Consider the following 22,136-nt stretch of genomic DNA (forward strand, 5'->3'; position numbering starts at 1 on the left):
TCTTATTAAAATTCTAAGCCGTTTTCACGTGCAGCTTCTGCTAAAGCTTTTACACGTCCATGATATAAGTAACCGCTACGGTCAAATACTACTGTAGTAATATTTTTTTCAGCAGCGCGTTTAGCGATTGTTTCACCGATTTTAGCAGCAGCTTCTACGTTTGCGCCCATACCTTCGAAAGCTTTTTCTTGAGTATTAGCAGAAACTAAAGTTACGCCAGCTACGTCATCGATTAGTTGTGCATAGATGTTCTTGTTAGAACGGAATACGTTTAAACGTGGACGTTGTGCAGTACCCGAAATTTTAGAACGAACACGCCCATGACGTTTTTTACGAACTTGATTTTTATCTTGTTTCGTAATCACAGTGGTCACTCCTTTCAAAAATTAATGCGGTTTATGCCGCATTATTTACCTGTTTTACCTTCTTTACGGCGAACGAATTCACCTTCGTAACGGATCCCTTTACCTTTGTAAGGCTCTGGTGGACGTACGTCACGGATGTTAGATGCTAATGCACCAACACGCTCTTTAGAAATACCTTTAACGATGATCTTCGTGTTCGAAGGAACTTCGACCTCTAAACCTTGCTCAGGTGTAAACTCAACTGGGTGAGAGTAACCAACGTTTAGTACAAGCTTAGTACCTTGTAACTGTGCACGGTAACCTACACCGATAAGTTCTAGAGTACGAGTGAAGCCTTCAGAAACACCTGTTACCATGTTAGCTAGTAACGCACGAGTTGTACCGTGGTTTGTACGGTGTTCTTTAGAATCAGAAGGACGAACAACTGATAAAGTGTTGCCTTCTTGCTCGATTTTCATATCTTGGTTGAATTGACGAGTTAATTCGCCTTTAGGACCTTTAACAGTAACAAGATTGTCGGCACCGACTTCGATTGTTACGTTAGCAGGTACCTCGATAACTTTTTTACCTACGCGAGACATTTATATTGCACCTCCGTTCTTTTCTTACTAATTACCAAATGTATGCTAAGATTTCTCCGCCAACTTGTTTAGCGCGAGCTTCTTTGTCAGTTAATAAACCGTTTGAAGTAGATACTAAAGCGATACCAAGACCGTTTAATACTTTAGGTACTTCGTTTGTTTTAGCATATACACGTAAACCTGGTTTAGAAATACGTTTAAGACCAGTGATAACACGCTCGTTCTCTTTACCATATTTTAAGAAAATACGGATGATACCTTGCTTGTTGTCTTCTACATATTCTACATCACGTACGAAACCTTCACGCTTTAAAATTTCAGCGATCTCTTTCTTAACGTTAGAAGCAGGAACTTCTAACTTCTCGTGACGTACCATGTTCGCATTACGAATGCGTGTAAGCATATCTGCAATCGGATCAGTCATTGTCATGAAAATTTACCTCCTTCCCAAATTAGGGGATTACCAGCTGGCTTTTTTAACGCCAGGAATTTGTCCCTTATATGCAAGTTCACGGAAACAAATACGGCAAAGTTTAAATTTGCGGTATACAGAGTGTGGACGGCCACAGCGTTCACAACGTGTATATTCTTGAACTTTAAATTTTTGCGTGCGTTGTTGTTTAACGATCATTGATTTTTTTGCCACGTCTTCGCCCTCCTTATTTTATTACTTTTGGAACGGCATACCGAACTGTGTTAATAACTCGCGAGCTTCTTCGTCAGAATTCGCAGTAGTTACGATCACGATGTCCATACCGCGTACTTTTGAAACTTTATCGTAATCGATTTCTGGGAAAATCAATTGCTCTTTAACACCTAATGTATAGTTACCGCGACCATCGAATGCTTTTTTAGAAACACCACGGAAGTCACGTACACGTGGAAGTGCGATAGAGATTAATTTATCCAGGAATTCATACATACGCTCACCGCGTAATGTAACTTTAGCACCGATCGCTTGACCTTCACGTAAACGGAAACCTGCGATAGATTTTTTCGCTTTAGTTACTACTGGTTTTTGTCCAGTAATTATTGTTAATTCTTCTACAGCTACATCAAGAGCTTTTGAGTTTTGAACAGCGTCACCAACACCCATGTTGATTACGATTTTCTCCACTTTTGGAACTTGCATTACTGATTTATATTCGAACTTGCTCATTAGAGCAGGTGAAACTTCATTTGAATACTTTTCTTTTAGGCGGCTCATGTGTGTACCTCCCTTCTCAATTTACTTATTAGTCGATTACTACACCTGATTTTTTTGCAACACGAACTTTTTTGCCATCCTTGATCTCAATACCTACACGAGTCGGCTCGCCAGATTTAGGATCGATTAGCATTACGTTCGAAATGTGGATTGCAGCTTCTTGAGATACAATTCCACCTTGTGGGTTAAGTTGGTTAGGTTTAACGTGTTTCTTAACGATGTTTACACCTTCAACAAGAACACGGTCTTGTTTAGGGAAAGCAGCTAAGATTACGCCTTCTTTACCTTTGTCTTTACCAGTAATTACTTTTACTTTGTCGCCCTTTTTAACATGCATTATGTGTCGCACCTCCTTGATTGGTACTGTCATGAAATTAAAGAACTTCTGGAGCTAAAGAAACGATTTTCATGAAGTTGCCATCACGTAATTCACGTGCAACTGGTCCGAAAATACGAGTTCCGCGTGGTGATTTATCATCTTTGATAATTACGCAAGCATTCTCATCAAATTTAATGTAAGTACCGTCTTTACGACGAGCACCTGATTTTGTGCGAACGATAACAGCCTTAACAACGTCACCTTTCTTGACAACGCCACCTGGTGTTGCTTTCTTAACTGTACAAACAACGATATCTCCGATGTTTGCAGTTTTACGACCAGAACCACCAAGTACTTTAATCGTTAAAACTTCACGTGCACCTGAGTTGTCAGCAACTTTCATACGACTTTCTTGTTGAATCACTTAGGTTACCTCCCTTCGGAAATATATTTTATTCCGAAATGTGTTATTAAATAATAACCGCTTTTTCTACAACTTCAACTAAACGGAAGCGTTTAGTAGCTGATAGCGGGCGAGTTTCCATGATACGTACGATATCACCGATATTCGCAGTGTTTAGCTCATCATGAGCTTTAAACTTTTTCGAGTATTTTACACGCTTGCCATAAAGCTTGTGCTTTTTATGAGTTTCAACTAATACAGAAATTGTCTTATCCATTTTGTCTGAAACAACACGGCCCGTGTAAACTTTGCGTTGGTTACGCTCAGTCATACTTAAAACCCTCCTTTATCAGTTATTTGCACTGATTTCTCTTTCACGAATCACAGTTTTCATACGTGCAATCGCTTTGCGAACTTCACGGATGCGAGCTGTGTTTTCTAATTGACCAGTCGCCAATTGGAAGCGAAGGTTGAAAAGCTCTTCTTTCAGTGATTTTACTTTTAATTCAATTTCATTAGTGGCAAGGTCACGGATTTCATTAGCTTTCATTAGATTCACCACCAGTTTCTTGACGTTTTACAATTTTACATTTAACAGGAAGTTTATGTGATGCTAAACGAAGTGCTTCACGTGCCACCTCTTCAGATACACCAGCAATTTCGAACATTACTTTTCCTGGTTTTACTACTGCTACCCAACCTTCAGGAGAACCTTTACCAGAACCCATTCGGACTTCTAGAGGCTTTTTCGTGTAAGGCTTATGTGGGAAGATTTTGATCCAAACTTTACCGCCACGTTTCATGTAACGAGTCATTGCGATACGAGCAGATTCGATTTGACGGTTTGTAATCCAAGATGCTGTTGTAGCTTGTAAGCCAAACTCACCAAAAGATACTTCTTTACCGCCCTTCGCTTCTCCACGCATGTTACCACGGTGTTCACGACGATATTTTACGCGTTTAGGTAATAACATATTATTTGCCTCCTTCCACAGAGTTCTTTTTAGTAGGAAGGACTTCACCACGGTAGATCCAAACTTTAACGCCTAGTTTACCGTAAGTAGTATCAGCTTCAGCATGTGCGTAATCAATGTCAGCACGTAATGTATGAAGCGGAACAGTTCCTTCACTATAGTGTTCAGCACGCGCGATATCAGCGCCACCTAAACGACCAGATACTTGTGTTTTAATACCTTTTGCACCAGCGCGCATTGTGCGTTGGATTGATTGTTTTTGAGCACGACGGAATGATACGCGGTTCTCAAGTTGACGAGCGATGTTTTCAGCTACTAATTTAGCGTCAAGATCTGCACGTTTGATTTCAATAATGTTGATATGCACACGTTTACCAGTTACTTCAGTTAAGTGTTTACGTAAGTTTTCAACTTCCGTACCACCTTTACCGATAACCATACCTGGTTTCGCAGTGTGAATAGTGATGTTTACGCGATTTGCAGCGCGTTCGATTTCTACTTTAGATACAGATGCATCTTTAAGTTTAGTTTCGATATATTTACGTACTTTGATGTCTTCGTGTAATAAGTTAGCGTAGTCTTTCTCAGCGAACCACTTTGACTCCCAGTCACGAATAACACCAACACGTAGTCCTATTGGATGTACTTTTTGACCCACGGATTAAACCTCCTTCTTCTCAGATACCACGATTGTAATGTGGCTAGTACGTTTGTTGATTGCCGACGCACGACCTTGTGCACGTGGACGGAAACGTTTTAATGTTGGACCTTCATCAACAAAGATTTCAGATACAACTAAGTTATTAACATCTAACTCATAGTTATGTTCAGCGTTAGCAACTGCAGATTTTAATACTTTCTCAACGACTGGAGACGCCGCTTTTGGAGTATGACGTAAAATTGCAACTGCTTCACCAATTTGCTTGCCTCGGATTAAGTCTACTACTAGACGAACTTTACGAGGAGCGATACGAACTGTACGAGCGATAGCTTTAGCTTGTGTCATTAGGATTTACCTCCTCTCAAAATTAGCGTCTTGTTTTCTTGTCATCTGCACCGTGACCTTTATAAGTACGAGTTGGTGCGAACTCACCAAGTTTATGACCTACCATATCTTCAGTTACGTATACAGGAACGTGTTTACGTCCATCATATACAGCGATTGTTAAACCGATGAAGTTTGGGAAGATAGTAGAACGGCGAGACCAAGTTTTGATAACCTGTTTTTTCTCAGAAGCCTCTTGTGCTTCCACCTTTTTCATTAGGTGGTCATCAACAAAAGGTCCTTTCTTTAAGCTGCGACCCATTTAGGAACCTCCCTCCGTGATACGACCACGGCTCTCGAACTGAACCGTAGTTTTACCACATTATTTTTTACGTCCACGAATAATAAATTTAGATGATTTATTTTTCTTGCTACGAGTTTTGTAACCAAGAGCTGGTTTGCCCCATGGTGTCATTGGAGATTTACGTCCGATTGGAGAACGTCCTTCACCACCACCGTGTGGGTGATCGTTAGGGTTCATTACAGAACCACGTACTGTTGGGCGTTTACCTAACCAACGAGAACGACCTGCTTTACCGATGTTGATAAGTTCGTGTTGTTCGTTACCAACTTGACCGATTGTTGCACGGCAAGTAGCAAGGATTAAACGTACTTCACCAGATTGTAAGCGAACGATTACGTACTTGCCTTCACGACCTAATACTTGCGCAGAAGTACCAGCAGAACGTACTAATTGTCCACCTTTACCAGGTTTCATTTCGATGTTATGGATTGTAGTACCCATTGGAATGTTTGCTAATGGTAATGCGTTACCTACTTTGATATCCGCTTCTGGACCTGAATAAATAGTTTGACCTACTTCAAGACCTTTCGGAGCTAAGATGTAACGTTTTTCACCGTCAGCATAGTTAATTAAAGCGATGTTCGCAGAACGGTTTGGATCGTACTCGATTGTAGCAACGCGTCCTGGAATGCCGTCTTTAAGACGTTTAAAATCGATAACACGGTATTGTTTCTTGTGACCGCCACCGTGATGACGAACAGTAATTTTACCCTGGTTGTTACGACCAGCTTTGCGTTTAGTCGGTTCTAATAAAGACTTTTCAGGTTTATTAGTAGTGATTTCAGCAAAGTCAGAAGACGTCATGTTACGACGACCATTTGAGGTTGGCTTATACTTTTTAATCGCCATTTGTATTCCCTCCTTCTTTAAGGTTACTTATATAAATTTGAAATTAGATTTCGAATAACTCGATTTCTTTTGAATCAGCAGTTAATTTAACAATCGCTTTACGACGTTTGTTAGTGTATCCACCGAATTTACCAACGCGTTTGAACTTACCTTTGTAGTTCATTACGTTTACTTTCTCAACTTTAACACCGAAGATTTCTTCAACAGCGTCTTTAACTTGAGTTTTGTTAGCGCGAGTGTCTACTTCGAAAGTATACTTTTTCTCTGCCATAATTTCTGAAGAACGCTCAGTAATGACCGGACGTTTTAAGATATCACGTGCTTCCATTATCCAAGCACCTCCTCAACTTTTTTTACAGCATCTTGAGTGAATACAACTTTATCGTGACCTAATAGATCTAATACGTTGATTCCTTCAGCTGTTAACACTGTAACACCAGGGATGTTACGAGCAGATAAAATAGCGTTTTCGTTAACTTCAGCAGTTACGAATAATGCTTTTTTGCTGATTTCTAAAGCAGCTAATACTGATTTGAAATCTTTTGTTTTTGGTGCATCAAATGATAATGCATCAAGTACTACTAAGTTTTGCTCTAATACTTTTGCAGATAAAGCAGACTTAATCGCTAAGCGACGAACTTTCTTAGGTAGTTTGTAAGAGTAGCTACGTGGAGTAGGACCGAATACAACACCACCGCCACGCCATTGTGGAGAGCGGATCGAACCTTGACGAGCACGACCAGTTCCTTTTTGACGCCATGGCTTACGACCACCACCAGCAACTGCAGAACGGTTTTTAACTTTGTGATTACCTTGACGTAAAGAAGCACGTTGTGCAACTACAGCGTCGAATAATACAGCTTCGTTTGGCTCGATTCCGAAAATCGCATCGTTTAATTCGATTTCACCAACTGAAGCACCTGTTTGACTAAGTACTGAAACCTTTGTCATTCCTGTTTCCTCCTTTCTTTAAGAGAATTATTTTGATTTAATAGCAGTTTTAACTGTTACTAATGCTTTTTTAGAACCAGGAACATTACCTTTAACAAGTAGTAAGTTGCGCTCTACATCAACCTTAACGATTTCAAGGTTTTGAATAGTAACAACTGTGCCACCCATTTGACCAGGTAATTTCTTTTGTTTGAATACGCGGTTCGGAGCAACTGGACCCATTGAACCAGGACGACGGTGGTAACGAGAACCGTGAGACATAGGGCCGCGAGATTGACCATGACGTTTAATAACACCTTGGAAACCTTTACCTTTTGTTACACCTGTTACATCGATTACATCGCCTTCAGCGAAAATTTCAACCTTGACTTCTTGACCAACTTCGTAAGTCGCAGCTTCTAAGTTGCGGAACTCACGGATGAAGCGCTTAGGAGCAGTATTTGCTTTTGCTACGTGACCTTGTTCAGGTTTGTTTGAAAGCTTAACGCGCTTATCTTCAAAACCTAATTGGATCGCTTCGTAGCCATCAGTTTCAACAGATTTCTTTTGTAAAACTACGTTTGGAGTAGCTTCGATTACTGTTACTGGGATAAGATCTCCGTTTTCAGCGAAAACTTGAGTCATACCAATTTTTCTACCTAAGATTCCTTTAGTCATTTGTCACACCTCCTGTAAATTTTAGAAAAAAGTTTATATTTGTTTTTACCATTAAAGTTTGATTTCGATATCAACGCCAGATGGTAAATCAAGCTTCATTAACGCATCAACAGTTTGTGGTGTCGGGTTAACGATGTCGATAAGACGTTTATGTGTGCGCATTTCAAATTGCTCACGAGAATCTTTGTACTTATGAACCGCACGTAAGATCGTGTATACAGATCTTTCAGTTGGTAGTGGGATCGGACCCGATACTCCAGCACCTGAACGTTTCGCAGTTTCAACGATTTTCTCAGCAGATTGATCAAGGATACGGTGATCATATGCTTTTAAACGAATACGAATTTTTTGTTTTGCCATTACTTTCCCTCCTTCTCGCCTATTTTCTAGACATTCTCCACGAAAATTTCTCCTACACACCGCCATGGCAAAGCGGCCGGGTGTGTCGGCAACCTCTCGCTTCATCGCAGTCAAAGACCAACATTCAACATTATATACAATAAAAAAGAAGTTCGCAAGTCTTTTAGCAAAATTCTTTTCATAATGTTTTATTCTTTATAAATAGGTTCGCTCTTTTTGAGCCGTTTTCTAGTATATAAGTTTATGACGGTGAAAGCAACTGAAAAGGGAGTAATATGCTTTAAATATATTATTCTGAAAACAATTGCTACAGAAAGTGAAAAAATCGTCGCTTTCTCTTTGCTGAAAGCGACGACTATATTATAGGAAGAAAACGACTGCAATCCAGCCGAAAATAATCTGTGGAATATTATAGAAGAGAAATGTCGGTACACAAGTATCCCAAATATGGTTGTGCTGTCCATCGACATTTAATCCTGCTGTCGGTCCTAATGTAGAATCGGATGCCGGTGAGCCAGCATCACCAAGTACACCCGCTGTTCCGATTAAACAGATGATCGCTAATTCGCTTAGTCCCAGTTCCATTGCAATTGGAACAAAGATTGCTGCAATGATTGGAATTGTTGCAAATGAAGAACCAATTCCCATTGTGACAATTAAACCGACAATTAACATAATTAAAACTGCAATACTTACATTCCCGTTAAAAATATCCATTGCACCGGATACTAATAACTCAACATCTCCTGTCGCATTAATGACAGCAGAGAACCCGTTTGCTGAAATCATAACGAAACCGACAAACGCCATCATCCGCATTCCATCCGATAGGACTGCATCTGCTTCTTTTACTTTTAGCGTCCCTGTTATATACAAAATTATAATACCGGCAATTGATCCGACAATCATTGAATCCGTCATTACTTGTACTGCTATAGAAGTAACTAGTGCTACTGCAGCGAATATGATGTGCAGTTTATTTACTTCTTTATTTAAGTCATTCGTTGTTTCCAGTTCAACGTTTTCGTATTGTCTTGGTTTACGATAGGCAACGAAGGCACCTACAAGCCCTACAGCCATCCCTAACGCTACTATAGCCATCGCCTTTGGAACATCTCCCAAAGCAACGTCTAACCCCGCTAAGGCCATTTGGTCGACTATAATCCCCTGATAGATCAAACCAAACCCTGCAGGAATGAACATATACGGCATTACTAACCCGAATGTTAGAATACATGCGATTAAACGGCGGTCTATTTGCAGCATGTTCATAATTTTAATCATCGGCGGTACGATTAAAGGAATAAATGCAATATGCACCGGAATCAGGTTTTGCGACATGATCGCCATTGCCAGCAGCACTAGGAAGATTAATGCTTTGGCAGCACCTTTCTTTTGAGTATCGCCTTCATTCTGTACAATTTTTAAAATTGCTTTCACTAATACTTCAGGTATACCGGTACGTGAGATTGCAAGTGCAAATCCACCAAGCAGTGCATAGCTTAGCGCAATTGTTGCACCCCCGCCAAGACCGTCGACAAAGGCCTTGATTGTTTCTGTTATATTTAATCCGCCGGCAAGGCCACCAATAATCGCCCCGACCGTCAGAGATAAAACGACATTTATACGTAGTAGGCTTAAAATAAGCATAACCCCTACCGCTATTAAAACAGCATTCATGTTGTACACTTCACTTTCGTCTGCTAAATTACTAATGTGTTAAAGTTACAAGAAAAACGAACGCGAGTCAACGGATAAAGATAAAATAAAACCGTCAAATAAGAGAAAATTGACGGTTTGAAGTATTATAAAGCCTGTTTTATAATTTTTCTGTAATAATTGATGGTTAATGCTGCAAACACGATGTACATGACAATATATAAAGCCATTGTAACAAGAAGAGGCGTAGTCAATTCTGTGCCGAATAAAAACCAGCCGGATTTTACAGCAAAGTAGCTGTGGAGTAATCCGATAAATAATGGTACACCAAAGTTAAATAACTGCTTCTTCATTATACCGCGCGTTAGTTCCTCTTCTGTAAAGCCAATCTTACGGAGAATCTTATAGGATTCCATTTCTTCATCCGCTTCAGACATTTGTTTAAAGTATAATATACTGCCCGTTGCCAGTAAAAAGGCTAAACCTAAAAACGCGGTTGTAAAAATTGTCGTTCCATATAGATTTAAATTATATTCAACCGTTGATCGCAGTGAGCTTAATTTATTTCCCCCACGGTCTATTTCATCATCTTCAAACACTATGTTGGCACCTGTTTGTTTGTAGAGCTTTTCAGCAGCTTCATATGTTTCATCATTCGCATCAATCAGGTTAATGGATGTTTGCTCTTTTGTTAGATAGCCAATTTCATGCTCGTTGTTTAATTGCTGGATCTGGTTAAACAGATTATCTTCAACGATAACTACAAAACCGCCTCCTGTAATACGCCATGCCACAATCGAAGTATCGTTCACTTCCTTAACTTTTAGCGGAAACTGGTGCTCTTGATGCAGGAATATAAAGTCGTGTGGTGCTTCTAGCGGCAATATATTTGCCTGGAACCCGTTATAGCCTGCAATAATTGCCTCCCCCTCTGAAAGCATGACATCAGGATCGAGCTGATGGTAGTCCGAAAGCGGAATCATTAGGACATCCGCTAACGTATCACCTTGAAGCATTTCTACTATCTCACCAGAAAAAATTTCCGCCATATCAAATTGGGCGCTCGTTAACCTAAACCTATTTTCCTCAAATGCGATTCCTTCCCGCTCCAACGCTTCAATGAATGGCTCTCCACGGCCATCTACCATTATATAGTCTGCTGGTACAGAATTTTCTGCTGTACTGCCTGCTGAGTAGTAACTAATATAGGAAAGTGTAGTAATTGCAAGCGATACCGCCGTAATGACAGTAATGAGCGTCAGTGATTTAGCATTTCCCTTCATTCGGTGCATAATTGGTGTCAGCGCCAAAACATCGTTCAGATTTAAATGCCCTTTCTTTCTTAGGCGGAACATATTTAATATGAATGCAACCGAATAGCGGAAAACAAAGTAAGTCCCGCCAATTGTCGTCGCTAAAATAATAACCATGCTTAAAAATAGGTTTGTTGTTTGCCCTGAGAATAATAACGTACTTTTATAGTAGCCATAAATAATCAACGCTAACCCGATAGCCCCCATCACCATAGGGAATACACTAAAGCGTTTCACACGCTCGTCCGCCTGCTTGGAAGCGTTAAATAACGAGAGTAATGTAGTTCTGTGAACCATAAATGCCATTTGTGCTAAAAGAACTGCGAGCAAAATACCAAATACAATTAACGTATTCACAACCGCTACTTTGCTGATACTTAATGTTACGACCGCATCAAATTTTAGTAGCTTCAGTAAAATCATCGCAAACAGACGTGAACTTAAAAAACCGAGTAAAATTCCGATGCTTACCGCACCTATAAATAGCAGGATATTTTCAAAGGCAATCAGGCGTGTCACAAGCCCTTTTGTCATGCCGACCAATTGATACAACCCAATTTCCTTGCTGCGGCGTTTAATAAATAAGTGATTGGCATACAACACAAAGAACAGGACGATAAAATACAGCATATACGATGCCGCTTCAAATCCTGAAGCTGCCGTTCCGCTCGCTTTCGTCGCTTCAATGATCGATTCATTGTACTGCAATGTCACAAATGAGAAAAATAGCGTCACACTGAAAATGAGTGCGAAAAAGTATAAGTAATAGTGACGCATATTTTTTAGCATGCTTTTAAATACAAGCTGACTAAGCTTCACTCTGCTCACCGCCTAAAACACTTTGCGTATTCAAAATTTGCTGGAAAAACTCTTTGCGTGACTTATCGCCCTTATACAGTTCCGTATAAATTTGGCCGTCTTTTAAAAACAGTACACGGGAACAGAAGCTGGCGGCAATGGCATCATGGGTAACCATCATGATCGTTGTATTTTTTGCTTTATTAATTTTTGCTAAATTATCGAGCAGTGCAGTAGCCGCTTTTGAATCAAGTGCCCCTGTTGGTTCATCTGCAAATACAAGGGATGGATTCGATATTAATGCTCTTGCTGCGGATGTACGCTGCTTTTGACCACCGGAAATTTCATTCGGGTATTTCGCTAAAATATCTGCTATCCCTAAAATCGATACAAGCTCCTTTAAACGTTGCTCTGCCGCTGCCTTTGGAATCGAACTTAGCGATAACGGCAGTAGAATGTTTTCCTTCACTGTCAAAGTGTCAAGTAAATTATAGTCCTGAAAAATAAAACCTAGCTCATCCCGGCGAAATTTTGCTAATGTACGTTCCTTCATCCCTTGAAGCTTTTGCCCATTAATCTCGACAAATCCGTCTGTCACTTGATCTATGGAACAAAGTACATTTAATAACGTAGTTTTTCCGGAACCTGAAGCACCCATAATGCCGACAAATTCACCCTTTTCCACTTCTAAATCAATGCCCTTTAATACTTCTTGCGCAAGCGATCGCTTACCATATGTTTTACGAACTTTACGTGCGATTAAAATGCTCATTGTTCTCCATCCTTTCTTGTTATTTTCATTCTACATGTTCCGGTCATGTGAATCGTTTGATTTACATGACAAAAACGCTCGGTAAGTGACAAGTTCGTCACATTCCAAGCGTTTTTTGGTAATCATTCATTTTTGGGAAAGTAATTTTCACAGTAGTACCTACCCCTTCTGTTGATTCGATTGCCAGAAGAATATGCATTGATTCTGCCGCCTGTTTAGCGAGGTACAGCCCCATTCCTGTAGCAGCACTCGTTTCACGGCCAATTGTTCCAGTATAGGATTTGCGGAATACACGAGGCAAATCTTCACTCTTTATACCGATTCCCTCATCTTGAATAATGAGAACAGCTTGCTCGTTCGTCATATGAGCGGTTATTCTAACTTCTCCCCCGACATCACTATACTTTACCGCATTCGATAAAATTTGCCGTACGATAAAACCTAGCCACTTTGTATCTGAGTGTACAGTCAGATCGTCCACTTCCAGGTCGAAAGCGATTTTCTTTTCAAAACACCAGGTGCGCAGTGCTTTAATTTCTTGAATAAGTACATCTTTTACGTGTACTTTTTCAATTCGGTTATCAAGCTCGATCGTCATAAGACGTGTTGCATGAAGCTGCTGGTCTAATAGTAAATAAAGACGCAGCCATTCATTTTCAATGCGTTCCTTTACTTCGCTTTTCTCTACTTTTTCCAGCAACAGCTGCATTGCGGTTAATGGAGACTTCATTTCATGTACCCATGCTAAAAGCTCGTCCTGCCGTTCTAATACAATTTGCTTCTGTTCCTGTACTTTTGCATTCTTATTAGCCAACTGCTCTTTATAATCTTCATGAATAACATCAAAATAGTTCCCTTTAAACTTCACATACGGCTTCATCAATTTCCTGTCTTTCACATAACGTAAACTGAAATAACCGGCAACGAGTGTAAACCAAATGATGTTTAAATAGAGTAGCGAAACATCGTGGAAGCCTTTATCTAGAAATAGTATTAGATTCAACAACAGCTGAAGAATGATGACAAACAGCATCATAGAAATATATTGTCTTATAAACAAGCGGATCATGCATCCACCGCCAAATAGCCAAGGCCTTTTTTCGTCATAATCACATTGATAAGACCAATATCCTCTAATCGTTGGCGTAAACGATTTACATTGACCGTTAATGTATTGTCATTTACGAAGCGTTCATCATCCCATAATTTACGCATTAGTTCATCACGGGAAACGATCTGCCCTTTCGCCTTTACGAGCACCTTTAAAATAAACAGCTCGTTTTTCGTTAACTCTATCTGCTGATCTTTAAAATGAACAACTGCGCGGTCATAATGAATTTCAGCTCCATTCCATTTTTCAATATCACTTTGCTGTGCTTCCTGATAATTATAAGCGCGTCGGAGCAATGCTTGTACTTTTGCAATTAATACCTCCGTATGGAAAGGTTTTTGCACAAAGTCATCCGCTCCCATTTGCATCGCCATAATCATATCCATCGGGTGATCGCGTGAGGAAAGAAATAAAATAGGAACATTCGATATTGCCCTTATTTCACGACACCAATGGAAGCCATCAAATGCTGGCAGCTGAATATCAATAATAACAAGCTGAGGTTCTTCTTCTTTAAACGTCACCATTATATGTTGAAAGTCTTCTGGTCCGATTACTTGTATATTCCACTGTGCTAATCGTTCGCCTATCAGTTCAAAAATGGAGACATCATCTTCTATTAATAACACCTTCAAAGAACATCACTCCTTCTATACTCCCATTATACAAAAAACTAACAGTCCAACACTTCCAAACTTTGCTATAATCAATTCAATTACAGGAATTAGAGAAGAGGTGGGGAAAGAAAAATGGATTTACGCCAAATCGAATACTTTGTTGAAGTGGCAAAGCATTTAAGTTTTACGAAAGCGGCAGCTACTTTGCATGTGTCACAGCCATCAATTAGTAAAGCAATTCAAAACTTTGAGTCGGAACTGGGTGTCCCGTTATTTTACCGGTCATCCAAACAGCTTGAACTAACAGATGCCGGTCATGCCGTTCTTGTGAATTCAATGCAAGTACTTGAATCATTTCAAAATTTACGTTCCGAGTTAACGGACTTAATGCAATTAAAAAAGGGACAAATCCGTATCGGCATTCCACCAATCGTTGGGGCCGAGTTTTTTTCGAAATTAATCAGCTATTATAAAGAGCTTAATCCATATATCGAAATTTTATTAACGGAAGTCGGAACGAAACGCATACGCCACGAAATTGAAGCAGGCGAACTGGATGTTGGGTTAGTATGCAGTGTAACTTCCTCGAATGAATCTTTGGAAACAATACGATTTTTAAAAGACCCTTTAGTGTTAATCGTACATGAAAGCCATCCATTGGCAAAGAAGGAGTCGATCCAGCTAAGTGACTTAGCGAGTGAAACTTTTATTATTTATCGGAAAGACTTTATTTTATATGATCGCATTATCGAGGAGTGTTCCAAACACGGGTTTTTCCCTACGATTGCCTGTGAAACGACCCAGAAAGATTTATTTATCGAAATGGTTCAGGCAAAATTGGGGATTGCACTACTTCCGGAAAAGCTTGCCGAGAAAATTCCTTACACTTCGATTAAATGCATCCCTTTTCAGGAAGAAGCCATTTTTCTTGAACTGGGGGTTACGTGGAAGAAAAATAAATACTTGTCTTTTGCAGTACGGGAATTTATTAAACTTGCCCGTGAATTTGTTTCCCAATAAATAAGTTGCCTAGAAAATTTGAATCTCTAGGCAACCATTTATAATTTATTTGCATATTCATTTAACTGCTCAGACATTGTTTGAATTTCATTCACAAAGTCGGAAACTTGTTGAATAGATTCGCTTTGTGATGTTCCAATAGTGGAGATTTGAGCAATAGAGTTCGTAATGTTTTGTGTAGCCTCACTAATTTGGGCCATCGTTTCTCTAATTTTCTGTGTTGATTCAACTGTTTCTTTCGAAAATCTACGGATCTCCGTCGCTACGACTTCAAAGCCTTTCCCTTTTTCACCTGCACGGGCAGCTTCGATTGCCGCATTTAATCCTAACAAATTGGTTTGGTCCGCCATACGTTTCAACAACGTTAAAATGTCGGAAGTCTGTTGTACATTCACTTCAGCCTGCTTTGATTGTTTTAATAACTCATCTGCTGATTCTTTCAATTTTGTAGAACCACCTGCAATACTGCCAATCTGCTTGTTCGCATGTGATAGAGAACCCATTATTGCTTGGGAAATTTCTATTAACTCCGAGTGCTTTCTCAATTGAACAGCAATTCCTCCGACTGTTTTACCTGTTTTATCAAATAATGGCGTCGCTGTACCGATAAATTCAAAACCATAATAATCAGCTGGTACAATGGCCTCTAAACGGCGGTTTTTATTTAATGCCATCTTTAATGGCTCTTCCGGATTTAATTGTTGCCCAACACGTATTTTCAGGTCTAAATCTTCAGCAGGGAAATAGGCTACAAACTTTTCTAAATCACATATTGCAATTGATAAGTCTGCTGGAATTGCTTCTTTCACGATCGTTATCATGGAAATTAGCGCATCTAAAGATTCTATTTTATTAAGCATGTTTAACTCTCTTCTTTCCTGTTGCTATTACTATTTCGTTACTATTATACCATTTTTACACTTAATTGATTAAATTTCCATTAATTTTAGATACTTAAACAAAAAAGACTACTATTTCAGAAGAAATAGTAGTAGCTTAGTAAATCTTATGCGTTTACTTTTTGTTTTGCTTTCGCTTCAATACGCTTTTTGTGTAAAATCGGCTCTGTGTAACCATTTGGTTGATCATAGCCTTTAAATATAAGCTCACTTGCTGCTTGGAAAGCTACAGAATCCTCGTAGTTTGCTGACATTGGTAAATATTCGGGATCGTCTGCATTTTGCTCATCTACAATTTTTGCCATACGTTTCAATGATTCCTCTACTTGTTCTTTCGTACAAATACCGTGATGCAGCCAGTTTGCAACATGCTGACTTGAAATACGCAACGTTGCGCGGTCTTCCATTAAGCCGATATTATTAATATCCGGCACTTTTGAACAGCCCACACCATGTTCCACCCAACGGACTACGTAGCCAAGGATTCCTTGTGCATTATTATCAAGCTCATGTTGAATTTCTTCACGTGTCCAATCTGTATTTGCCGCTACCGGGATTTCCAAAATCGCATCTTGTAAATCTTCCGATGACACAATACCTTTTTGAACGTCTTTTACATTTACTTCATGATAATGTGTTGCATGTAATGTTGCGGCTGTCGGCGATGGTACCCAAGCAGTATTTGCCCCTGCTTTTGGATGATTGATTTTCTGCTCAATCATATCTGCCATTAAGTCCGGCATAGCCCACATCCCTTTTCCAATTTGTGCACGGCCTTGCAAGCCTGCATTTAACCCAACGATGACATTGGATCTTTCATAAGATGTGAGCCATGTTGATGTTTTCATTTCGCCTTTGCGAATCATTGGGCCCGCTTCCATTGATGTATGGATTTCATCTCCTGTACGATCCAGGAATCCTGTATTAATAAAGACAATACGATTCTTCACTTCACGTATACATGCTTTTAAGTTAAGTGATGTACGTCGTTCCTCATCCATAACACCAATCTTTAACGTGAATCGTTCCAATCCGATTAAATCTTCTACACGCTCAAATAGTTTATTTGCAAACGCTACTTCCTTTGAGCCGTGCATTTTTGGTTTTACAATATAGATAGAGCCTTTTTGCGAATTTTTATACGAACCATTGCCAATTACTTCATGCTTCGCTATTAAGCTCGTTACGACACCATCCATAATTCCTTCAGGCACTTCGCTGCCATCTTGATCTAAAATTGCCGGATTTGTCATTAAGTGACCTACATTGCGAATAAACATTAAAGAGCGGCCATTTAATGTTACCGTATCACCATTAACTCCCGTATATACTCGGTCAGGATTTAATGTACGTGTTACCGTTTTCGATCCTTTTGCAAAAGTTGCCGTTAAGTCGCCTTTCATTAGCCCTAACCAGTTTGCATAAACTTCCACTTTATCTTCTGCATCTACTGCTGCTACCGAGTCCTCGCAGTCCATAATTGTCGTAATAGCAGACTCTAAATAAATATCTTTTACTCCAGCTGCATCATCTTTTCCAATTGGGTGATTTCGGTCAATTTGTATTTCAATGTGCAAATCATTATTTTTCAGTAAAATCGCAGTCGGCTGTTCTGTTGTTCCTTGGTAGCCTACTAACTTTTCCGGCTCTGCCAATGTCGTCGTTTCACCATTTACGAGCGTAATTACTAATTTACTTTCTGCAATTTTATAAGTTATTGCATCTTTATGTGAAGCTGCTTTTAAAGGAGCGGCTTGATCTAAAAACTTTTTCGCATAATCGATTACTTTGTTTCCACGAATCGGATTATAACCCTTGCCTGCTTCAGTACCGTCTTCGTCACTGATGACATCTGTACCGTATAGTGCATCATAGAAACTTCCCCAACGTGCATTTGCTGCATTAATTGCATAGCGTGCATTGCTGACAGGTACTACTAATTGCGGACCTGCCTGATATGCAATTTCTGCATCTACGTTTTCTGTTTCCACTTGGAAGTCTTCTGCTTTTGGTTCTACATAACCGATTTCTTCTAAAAAAGCCTTATAGTCGGCAAATTGGAAATTCCCCTTATTTCCTTTATGCCACTCATTAATTTGTACTTGCAATGCATCACGTTGAGCAAGCAATGCTTTATTTTCAGGTGCCAACTCATGAACCAGCTTATCGAAGCCATCCCAAAATGCCGTTTGCTCTACTCCACTGTTTGGTAATACTTGCTCATTAATAAACTGAAATAATACTTCTGCTACTTGTAAGTTCCCCACTTGCACGTAATTTGTCACCATTAAATCCCCCTTTTAAATGAACGTTTCTAATAATGAATTAGAATCCCCTGTTCTTACGTTTCATTATACAAGAGTCATTATATATAAATGAAATACATATATTGAATAAACATTATGCATTTACGTTATAAAGGGCACAAAAAAAACATCTTGCAAGCGTCCCTGCAAGATGTTTTTGAAAATTAGCAATAAGCTAAAATTATTTTTGGATAGATGCTACTACGCCAGCGCCTACAGTACGGCCACCTTCGCGGATAGAGAACTTAGTACCTTCTTCTAAAGCGATTGGAGCGATTAATTCAACAGTCATTTCGATGTTGTCGCCAGGCATTACCATTTCTACGCCTTCTGGTAACATGCAGATACCAGTTACGTCAGTTGTACGGAAGTAGAACTGAGGACGGTAGTTAGAGAAGAATGGAGTGTGACGTCCACCCTCTTCTTTTGATAAAACATAAACTTCAGCTTTGAAGTTAGTGTGTGGAGTGATTGAACCTGGTTTAGCTAATACTTGACCACGTTGGATGTCTTCACGAGCAACACCACGTAATAAAGCACCGATGTTGTCACCAGCTTCAGCATAGTCTAATAATTTACGGAACATTTCTACACCAGTTACAGTAGTTTGTTTCGCTTCTTCTTCGATACCTACGATTTCAACTACGTCACCAACTTTAACTTGACCACGTTCAACACGGCCAGTTGCAACTGTACCACGACCAGTGATAGAGAATACGTCCTCTACTGGCATCATGAATGGTTTGTCAGTTTGACGTTCTGGAGTTGGGATGTAAGAATCTACAGCGTCCATTAACTCAACGATTTTTTCTTCCCATTCTGCTTCGCCTTCTAAAGCTTTTAAAGCAGAACCTTTGATTACTGGAATGTCGTCGCCTGGGAAGTCGTACTCAGATAATAAGTCACGGATTTCCATTTCAACTAATTCTAATAATTCTTCGTCGTCTACCATATCACATTTGTTCATGAATACTACTAAGTAAGGAACACCTACTTGACGAGATAAAAGGATGTGCTCACGAGTTTGTGGCATTGGACCATCAGCAGCAGATACTACTAAGATACCGCCGTCCATTTGTGCAGCACCAGTGATCATGTTTTTAACATAGTCAGCGTGTCCTGGGCAGTCAACGTGTGCATAGTGGCGAGTTTCAGTTTCATACTCTACGTGAGAAGTATTGATTGTGATACCGCGCTCTTTTTCTTCTGGAGCGTTATCGATGTCAGCGTAAGATTTAGCTGCACCACCCATTTTTTTAGAAAGAACTGTTGCGATAGCAGCAGTTAAAGTTGTTTTACCATGGTCAACGTGTCCGATTGTACCAATATTAGCATGCGTTTTAGAACGGTCAAATTTTTCTTTAGCCATTAGAAAATGCCTCCTCAGAGATATGTTTTATTTTTTAAAATTATTCTAAGATGCCGACTATAAACGGGCCCCATCTATAGTCAGTCAATCATAGCTTACAAATTATTTATACTTGATGCAAGGTGAAATTTCAATTATTCACCTTTATTTTTTTTGATGATATCTTCTGCAATTGATTTTGGTACTTCTTCATAGTGATCGAACGTCATTGAGAATACACCGCGACCTTGAGTTGCAGAACGTAAAGTTGTAGCATATCCGAACATTTCAGATAGTGGAACCATAGCACGTACTACTTGAGAGTTACCACGAGCTTCCATACCCTCTACGCGACCGCGACGAGCAGTAATGTTACCCATAATATCACCAAGGTACTCTTCTGGAATTACAACTTCTACTTTCATCATTGGCTCTAAGATAACTGGGTTACATTTTTTAGCTGCTTCTTTTAAAGCCATAGATGCAGCGATTTTGAACGCCATTTCACTTGAGTCAACGTCATGGTAAGAACCGAATACTAATTTCGCTTTGATGTCGATTAGTGGGTAACCAGCAACAACACCGCGGTCAAGAGAGTCACGTAGACCCGCTTCTACTGCAGGGATGTATTCACGAGGTACAACACCACCAACGATAGCGTTTTCGAATTCGAAACCTTTACCCTCTTCGTTTGGAGAGAACTCGATCGTTACGTCACCGTATTGACCGCGACCACCAGATTGACGAGAGAATTTACCTTGAACTTTAGCTTCGCTACGGAATGTTTCACGGTAAGATACCATTGGAGCACCCACGTTAGCTTCAACTTTAAATTCACGTTTCATACGGTCAACTAAGATATCAAGGTGAAGTTCACCCATACCAGAGATGATTGTTTGACCTGTTTCAGTGTCTGTATGTGCACGGAATGTTGGATCTTCTTCTTGTAGTTTTTGTAAAGCTTGACCCATTTTATCTTGGTCAGCTTTAGATTTTGGTTCTACAGAAAGAGAGATTACTGGCTCTGGGAAGTCCATTGACTCTAAGATAACAAGGTTTTTCTCGTCACATAGAGTATCACCTGTTGTAGTATCTTTAAGACCTACAGCAGCAGCGATATCTCCAGAGTATACTTTTGCGATCTCTTCACGAGAGTTAGCGTGCATTTGTAGGATACGTCCTACACGCTCACGTTTACCTTTAGAAGAGTTTTGTACGTAAGAACCTGCTTCTAATGTACCTGAGTACACACGGAAGAATGTTAACTTACCTACGAATGGGTCTGTCATTACTTTGAATGCAAGAGCTGAGAACGGCTCTTCATCAGAAGAATGGCGGATGATTTCTTCTTCACCGTCAACGTCAGTACCTTTAATAGCTTCTACGTCAGTAGGAGCTGGAAGGTAATCAACAGCAGCATCTAACATTTTACGAACACCTTTGTGTTTGAATGCTGTACCACAAAGTACTGGGTAGAATTCTACCGCGATAGTAGCTTTACGGATTGCTGCTTTTAATTCTTCTTTAGTAATTTCTTCGCCTTCTAAGTATTTCTCCATAAGTTCTTCATCAACACTTGCAACAGCGTCGATTAATTTCTCACGGTACTCTTCAGCTTGATCCATGAATTCTGCAGGGATTTCACCTACAGTTACATCTGTACCTTCATCGTTACCGTAGAAAGTAGCGTTCATTTCGATTAAATCGATAATTCCGCGGAACTCGTCTTCAGCACCGATTGGTAATTGGATTGGGTGAGCATTAGCTTGTAAACGCTCGTGTAATGTACCTACAGAATATAGGAAGTCAGCTCCCATTTTATCCATCTTGTTGATGAATACGATACGAGGAACTCCATAAGTTGTAGCTTGACGCCATACTGTTTCAGTTTGAGGCTCAACACCTGATTGAGCATCTAATACTGTTACAGCACCATCAAGTACGCGTAAAGAACGTTCAACTTCAACAGTGAAGTCTACGTGTCCTGGAGTATCGATGATGTTGATACGGTGACCGTTCCATTGAGCTGTTGTTGCAGCAGAAGTGATCGTGATACCACGCTCTTGTTCTTGCTCCATCCAGTCCATTTGAGAACCGCCATCATGAGTTTCACCGATTTTGTGAATCTTACCAGTGTAATAAAGGATACGCTCAGTAGTTGTTGTTTTACCAGCATCAATGTGAGCCATGATCCCAATATTACGTGTATTCTCTAGAGAGAATTCGCGTTTCATAGGAAATTTCTCCTTCCATATTGGGTTAACTGTATAGATGGTAA

General features: G+C 39.8%; 28 protein-coding genes. 1 reads left to right on the top strand and 27 read right to left on the bottom strand.

Annotated elements, in window-relative coordinates; translation table 11 throughout:
* Positions 1-5: 5 nt before the first annotated feature.
* The 23 genes from rplR to MHH44_RS20745 form a co-directional block, all read right to left on the bottom strand.
* Complete coding sequence (rplR, locus tag MHH44_RS20635; protein WP_008406944.1) at positions 6-365, bottom strand: 50S ribosomal protein L18; 360 nt, start codon at positions 363-365, stop codon at positions 6-8.
* 41 nt (positions 366-406) lie between these two features.
* The gene (gene rplF / locus MHH44_RS20640; protein ID WP_008406946.1) at positions 407-946 is read right to left on the bottom strand and encodes a 50S ribosomal protein L6; all 540 of its coding nucleotides are present in this window, start codon (positions 944-946) and stop codon (positions 407-409) included.
* 31 nt (positions 947-977) lie between these two features.
* Entirely contained in the window at positions 978-1,376 is a 399-nt protein-coding gene (gene rpsH / locus MHH44_RS20645) for a 30S ribosomal protein S8 (RefSeq protein WP_008406947.1), read from the bottom strand.
* Positions 1,377-1,406: 30 nt separating this feature from the next.
* Positions 1,407-1,592: a 30S ribosomal protein S14 gene (gene rpsN / locus MHH44_RS20650; protein WP_008406949.1), complete on the bottom strand. Its 186-nt coding sequence runs from the start codon at positions 1,590-1,592 to the stop codon at positions 1,407-1,409.
* 21 nt (positions 1,593-1,613) lie between these two features.
* Positions 1,614-2,153, bottom strand: coding sequence for a 50S ribosomal protein L5 (gene rplE, locus MHH44_RS20655; RefSeq protein WP_008406951.1), 540 nt, complete (start codon positions 2,151-2,153; stop codon positions 1,614-1,616).
* Positions 2,154-2,181: 28 nt separating this feature from the next.
* Positions 2,182-2,490, bottom strand: a complete 309-nt coding sequence (rplX, locus tag MHH44_RS20660; RefSeq protein WP_008406953.1) for a 50S ribosomal protein L24 — start codon at positions 2,488-2,490, stop codon at positions 2,182-2,184.
* 37 nt (positions 2,491-2,527) lie between these two features.
* Complete coding sequence (rplN, locus tag MHH44_RS20665; RefSeq protein WP_008406955.1) at positions 2,528-2,896, bottom strand: 50S ribosomal protein L14; 369 nt, start codon at positions 2,894-2,896, stop codon at positions 2,528-2,530.
* A 46-nt stretch (positions 2,897-2,942) separates the two neighbouring features.
* A complete protein-coding gene (gene rpsQ / locus MHH44_RS20670; RefSeq protein ID WP_008406957.1) occupies positions 2,943-3,206 on the bottom strand; it encodes a 30S ribosomal protein S17 in 264 nt (87 codons plus the stop codon).
* Between the two features lie 18 nt (positions 3,207-3,224).
* A complete protein-coding gene (rpmC, locus tag MHH44_RS20675) occupies positions 3,225-3,425 on the bottom strand; it encodes a 50S ribosomal protein L29 (RefSeq protein ID WP_008406958.1) in 201 nt (66 codons plus the stop codon).
* Complete coding sequence (gene rplP / locus MHH44_RS20680) at positions 3,415-3,849, bottom strand: 50S ribosomal protein L16 (protein ID WP_008406960.1); 435 nt, start codon at positions 3,847-3,849, stop codon at positions 3,415-3,417. The genes rpmC and rplP overlap by 11 nt, the downstream gene beginning before the upstream one ends.
* Before the next feature lies 1 nt (position 3,850).
* On the bottom strand, positions 3,851-4,507 hold the full coding sequence (gene rpsC, locus MHH44_RS20685) for a 30S ribosomal protein S3 (protein WP_008406961.1): 657 nt from the start codon (positions 4,505-4,507) through the stop codon (positions 3,851-3,853).
* A 3-nt stretch (positions 4,508-4,510) separates the two neighbouring features.
* The gene (gene rplV, locus MHH44_RS20690; RefSeq protein WP_008406963.1) at positions 4,511-4,855 is read right to left on the bottom strand and encodes a 50S ribosomal protein L22; all 345 of its coding nucleotides are present in this window, start codon (positions 4,853-4,855) and stop codon (positions 4,511-4,513) included.
* Positions 4,856-4,877: 22 nt separating this feature from the next.
* Entirely contained in the window at positions 4,878-5,156 is a 279-nt protein-coding gene (gene rpsS, locus MHH44_RS20695; RefSeq protein ID WP_004233637.1) for a 30S ribosomal protein S19, read from the bottom strand.
* Between the two features lie 60 nt (positions 5,157-5,216).
* A complete protein-coding gene (rplB, locus tag MHH44_RS20700; protein ID WP_008406964.1) occupies positions 5,217-6,047 on the bottom strand; it encodes a 50S ribosomal protein L2 in 831 nt (276 codons plus the stop codon).
* Between the two features lie 43 nt (positions 6,048-6,090).
* Positions 6,091-6,375 carry a 50S ribosomal protein L23 gene (gene rplW / locus MHH44_RS20705; protein ID WP_008406966.1) on the bottom strand — a complete coding sequence of 95 codons (285 nt, stop codon included), beginning with the start codon at positions 6,373-6,375 and terminating at the stop codon, positions 6,091-6,093.
* Positions 6,375-6,998, bottom strand: a complete 624-nt coding sequence (gene rplD, locus MHH44_RS20710) for a 50S ribosomal protein L4 (RefSeq protein ID WP_008406968.1) — start codon at positions 6,996-6,998, stop codon at positions 6,375-6,377. The genes rplW and rplD overlap by 1 nt, the downstream gene beginning before the upstream one ends.
* Positions 6,999-7,025: 27 nt before the next feature.
* Positions 7,026-7,655, bottom strand: a complete 630-nt coding sequence (gene rplC / locus MHH44_RS20715) for a 50S ribosomal protein L3 (RefSeq protein ID WP_008406969.1) — start codon at positions 7,653-7,655, stop codon at positions 7,026-7,028.
* Between the two features lie 51 nt (positions 7,656-7,706).
* A complete protein-coding gene (rpsJ, locus tag MHH44_RS20720) occupies positions 7,707-8,015 on the bottom strand; it encodes a 30S ribosomal protein S10 (protein ID WP_008406970.1) in 309 nt (102 codons plus the stop codon).
* A 360-nt stretch (positions 8,016-8,375) separates the two neighbouring features.
* Entirely contained in the window at positions 8,376-9,695 is a 1,320-nt protein-coding gene (locus MHH44_RS20725) for a Na+/H+ antiporter family protein (protein WP_008406971.1), read from the bottom strand.
* 125 nt (positions 9,696-9,820) lie between these two features.
* Positions 9,821-11,806 (bottom strand): ABC transporter permease, encoded by a 1,986-nt coding sequence (locus MHH44_RS20730; RefSeq protein WP_340799467.1) that lies wholly within the window; start codon positions 11,804-11,806, stop codon positions 9,821-9,823.
* Positions 11,796-12,557, bottom strand: a complete 762-nt coding sequence (locus tag MHH44_RS20735) for an ABC transporter ATP-binding protein (protein ID WP_339263368.1) — start codon at positions 12,555-12,557, stop codon at positions 11,796-11,798. Before MHH44_RS20735 ends, MHH44_RS20730 begins: the two co-directional genes overlap by 11 nt.
* A gap of 97 nt (positions 12,558-12,654) precedes the next feature.
* Positions 12,655-13,626, bottom strand: a complete 972-nt coding sequence (locus MHH44_RS20740) for a sensor histidine kinase (protein WP_340799468.1) — start codon at positions 13,624-13,626, stop codon at positions 12,655-12,657.
* Positions 13,623-14,303, bottom strand: a complete 681-nt coding sequence (locus MHH44_RS20745) for a response regulator transcription factor (RefSeq protein WP_340799469.1) — start codon at positions 14,301-14,303, stop codon at positions 13,623-13,625. The genes MHH44_RS20740 and MHH44_RS20745 overlap by 4 nt, the downstream gene beginning before the upstream one ends.
* A gap of 114 nt (positions 14,304-14,417) precedes the next feature.
* Between MHH44_RS20745 and MHH44_RS20750 the strand changes: the two genes are divergently transcribed.
* On the top strand, positions 14,418-15,305 hold the full coding sequence (locus MHH44_RS20750) for a LysR family transcriptional regulator (protein ID WP_065217676.1): 888 nt from the start codon (positions 14,418-14,420) through the stop codon (positions 15,303-15,305).
* 38 nt (positions 15,306-15,343) lie between these two features.
* On the opposite strand, the gene MHH44_RS20755 is transcribed toward MHH44_RS20750, so the two are convergent.
* From MHH44_RS20755 to fusA, 4 genes are all read right to left on the bottom strand, one after another.
* The gene (locus MHH44_RS20755) at positions 15,344-16,165 is read right to left on the bottom strand and encodes a methyl-accepting chemotaxis protein (RefSeq protein ID WP_339263371.1); all 822 of its coding nucleotides are present in this window, start codon (positions 16,163-16,165) and stop codon (positions 15,344-15,346) included.
* 146 nt (positions 16,166-16,311) lie between these two features.
* Entirely contained in the window at positions 16,312-18,492 is a 2,181-nt protein-coding gene (locus MHH44_RS20760) for a malate synthase G (RefSeq protein ID WP_340799471.1), read from the bottom strand.
* A gap of 199 nt (positions 18,493-18,691) precedes the next feature.
* A complete protein-coding gene (tuf, locus tag MHH44_RS20765; protein WP_008406980.1) occupies positions 18,692-19,879 on the bottom strand; it encodes an elongation factor Tu in 1,188 nt (395 codons plus the stop codon).
* Between the two features lie 134 nt (positions 19,880-20,013).
* Entirely contained in the window at positions 20,014-22,092 is a 2,079-nt protein-coding gene (fusA, locus tag MHH44_RS20770) for an elongation factor G (protein WP_008406981.1), read from the bottom strand.
* Between the last annotated feature and the right edge of the window lie 44 nt (positions 22,093-22,136).

It is taken from the genome of Solibacillus sp. FSL K6-1126 (assembly GCF_038003445.1).
GTDB lineage: Bacteria > Bacillota > Bacilli > Bacillales_A > Planococcaceae > Solibacillus > Solibacillus silvestris.

What these genes read in the sequence shown, in the direction of transcription:
- rplV (WP_008406963.1), bottom strand. Translation starts at nt 4,855, where the DNA reads ATGACACAAGCTAAAGCTATCGCTCGTACAGTTCGTATCGCTCCTCGT.
- rplB (WP_008406964.1), bottom strand. Translation starts at nt 6,047, where the DNA reads ATGGCGATTAAAAAGTATAAGCCAACCTCAAATGGTCGTCGTAACATG.
- tuf (WP_008406980.1), bottom strand. Translation starts at nt 19,879, where the DNA reads ATGGCTAAAGAAAAATTTGACCGTTCTAAAACGCATGCTAATATTGGT.
- rpsH (WP_008406947.1), bottom strand. Translation starts at nt 1,376, where the DNA reads ATGACAATGACTGATCCGATTGCAGATATGCTTACACGCATTCGTAAT.
- MHH44_RS20755 (WP_339263371.1), bottom strand. Translation starts at nt 16,165, where the DNA reads ATGCTTAATAAAATAGAATCTTTAGATGCGCTAATTTCCATGATAACG.
- fusA (WP_008406981.1), bottom strand. Translation starts at nt 22,092, where the DNA reads ATGAAACGCGAATTCTCTCTAGAGAATACACGTAATATTGGGATCATG.
- rplD (WP_008406968.1), bottom strand. Translation starts at nt 6,998, where the DNA reads ATGACAAAGGTTTCAGTACTTAGTCAAACAGGTGCTTCAGTTGGTGAA.
- MHH44_RS20725 (WP_008406971.1), bottom strand. Translation starts at nt 9,695, where the DNA reads ATGAATGCTGTTTTAATAGCGGTAGGGGTTATGCTTATTTTAAGCCTA.
- MHH44_RS20740 (WP_340799468.1), bottom strand. Translation starts at nt 13,626, where the DNA reads ATGATCCGCTTGTTTATAAGACAATATATTTCTATGATGCTGTTTGTC.
- rplX (WP_008406953.1), bottom strand. Translation starts at nt 2,490, where the DNA reads ATGCATGTTAAAAAGGGCGACAAAGTAAAAGTAATTACTGGTAAAGAC.
- rplC (WP_008406969.1), bottom strand. Translation starts at nt 7,655, where the DNA reads ATGACTAAAGGAATCTTAGGTAGAAAAATTGGTATGACTCAAGTTTTC.
- MHH44_RS20760 (WP_340799471.1), bottom strand. Translation starts at nt 18,492, where the DNA reads ATGGTGACAAATTACGTGCAAGTGGGGAACTTACAAGTAGCAGAAGTA.
- rplE (WP_008406951.1), bottom strand. Translation starts at nt 2,153, where the DNA reads ATGAGCCGCCTAAAAGAAAAGTATTCAAATGAAGTTTCACCTGCTCTA.
- rplP (WP_008406960.1), bottom strand. Translation starts at nt 3,849, where the DNA reads ATGTTATTACCTAAACGCGTAAAATATCGTCGTGAACACCGTGGTAAC.
- MHH44_RS20750 (WP_065217676.1), top strand. Translation starts at nt 14,418, where the DNA reads ATGGATTTACGCCAAATCGAATACTTTGTTGAAGTGGCAAAGCATTTA.
- MHH44_RS20735 (WP_339263368.1), bottom strand. Translation starts at nt 12,557, where the DNA reads ATGAGCATTTTAATCGCACGTAAAGTTCGTAAAACATATGGTAAGCGA.
- rplW (WP_008406966.1), bottom strand. Translation starts at nt 6,375, where the DNA reads ATGGAAGCACGTGATATCTTAAAACGTCCGGTCATTACTGAGCGTTCT.
- rplF (WP_008406946.1), bottom strand. Translation starts at nt 946, where the DNA reads ATGTCTCGCGTAGGTAAAAAAGTTATCGAGGTACCTGCTAACGTAACA.
- rpmC (WP_008406958.1), bottom strand. Translation starts at nt 3,425, where the DNA reads ATGAAAGCTAATGAAATCCGTGACCTTGCCACTAATGAAATTGAATTA.
- rpsJ (WP_008406970.1), bottom strand. Translation starts at nt 8,015, where the DNA reads ATGGCAAAACAAAAAATTCGTATTCGTTTAAAAGCATATGATCACCGT.
- rpsQ (WP_008406957.1), bottom strand. Translation starts at nt 3,206, where the DNA reads ATGACTGAGCGTAACCAACGCAAAGTTTACACGGGCCGTGTTGTTTCA.
- rpsS (WP_004233637.1), bottom strand. Translation starts at nt 5,156, where the DNA reads ATGGGTCGCAGCTTAAAGAAAGGACCTTTTGTTGATGACCACCTAATG.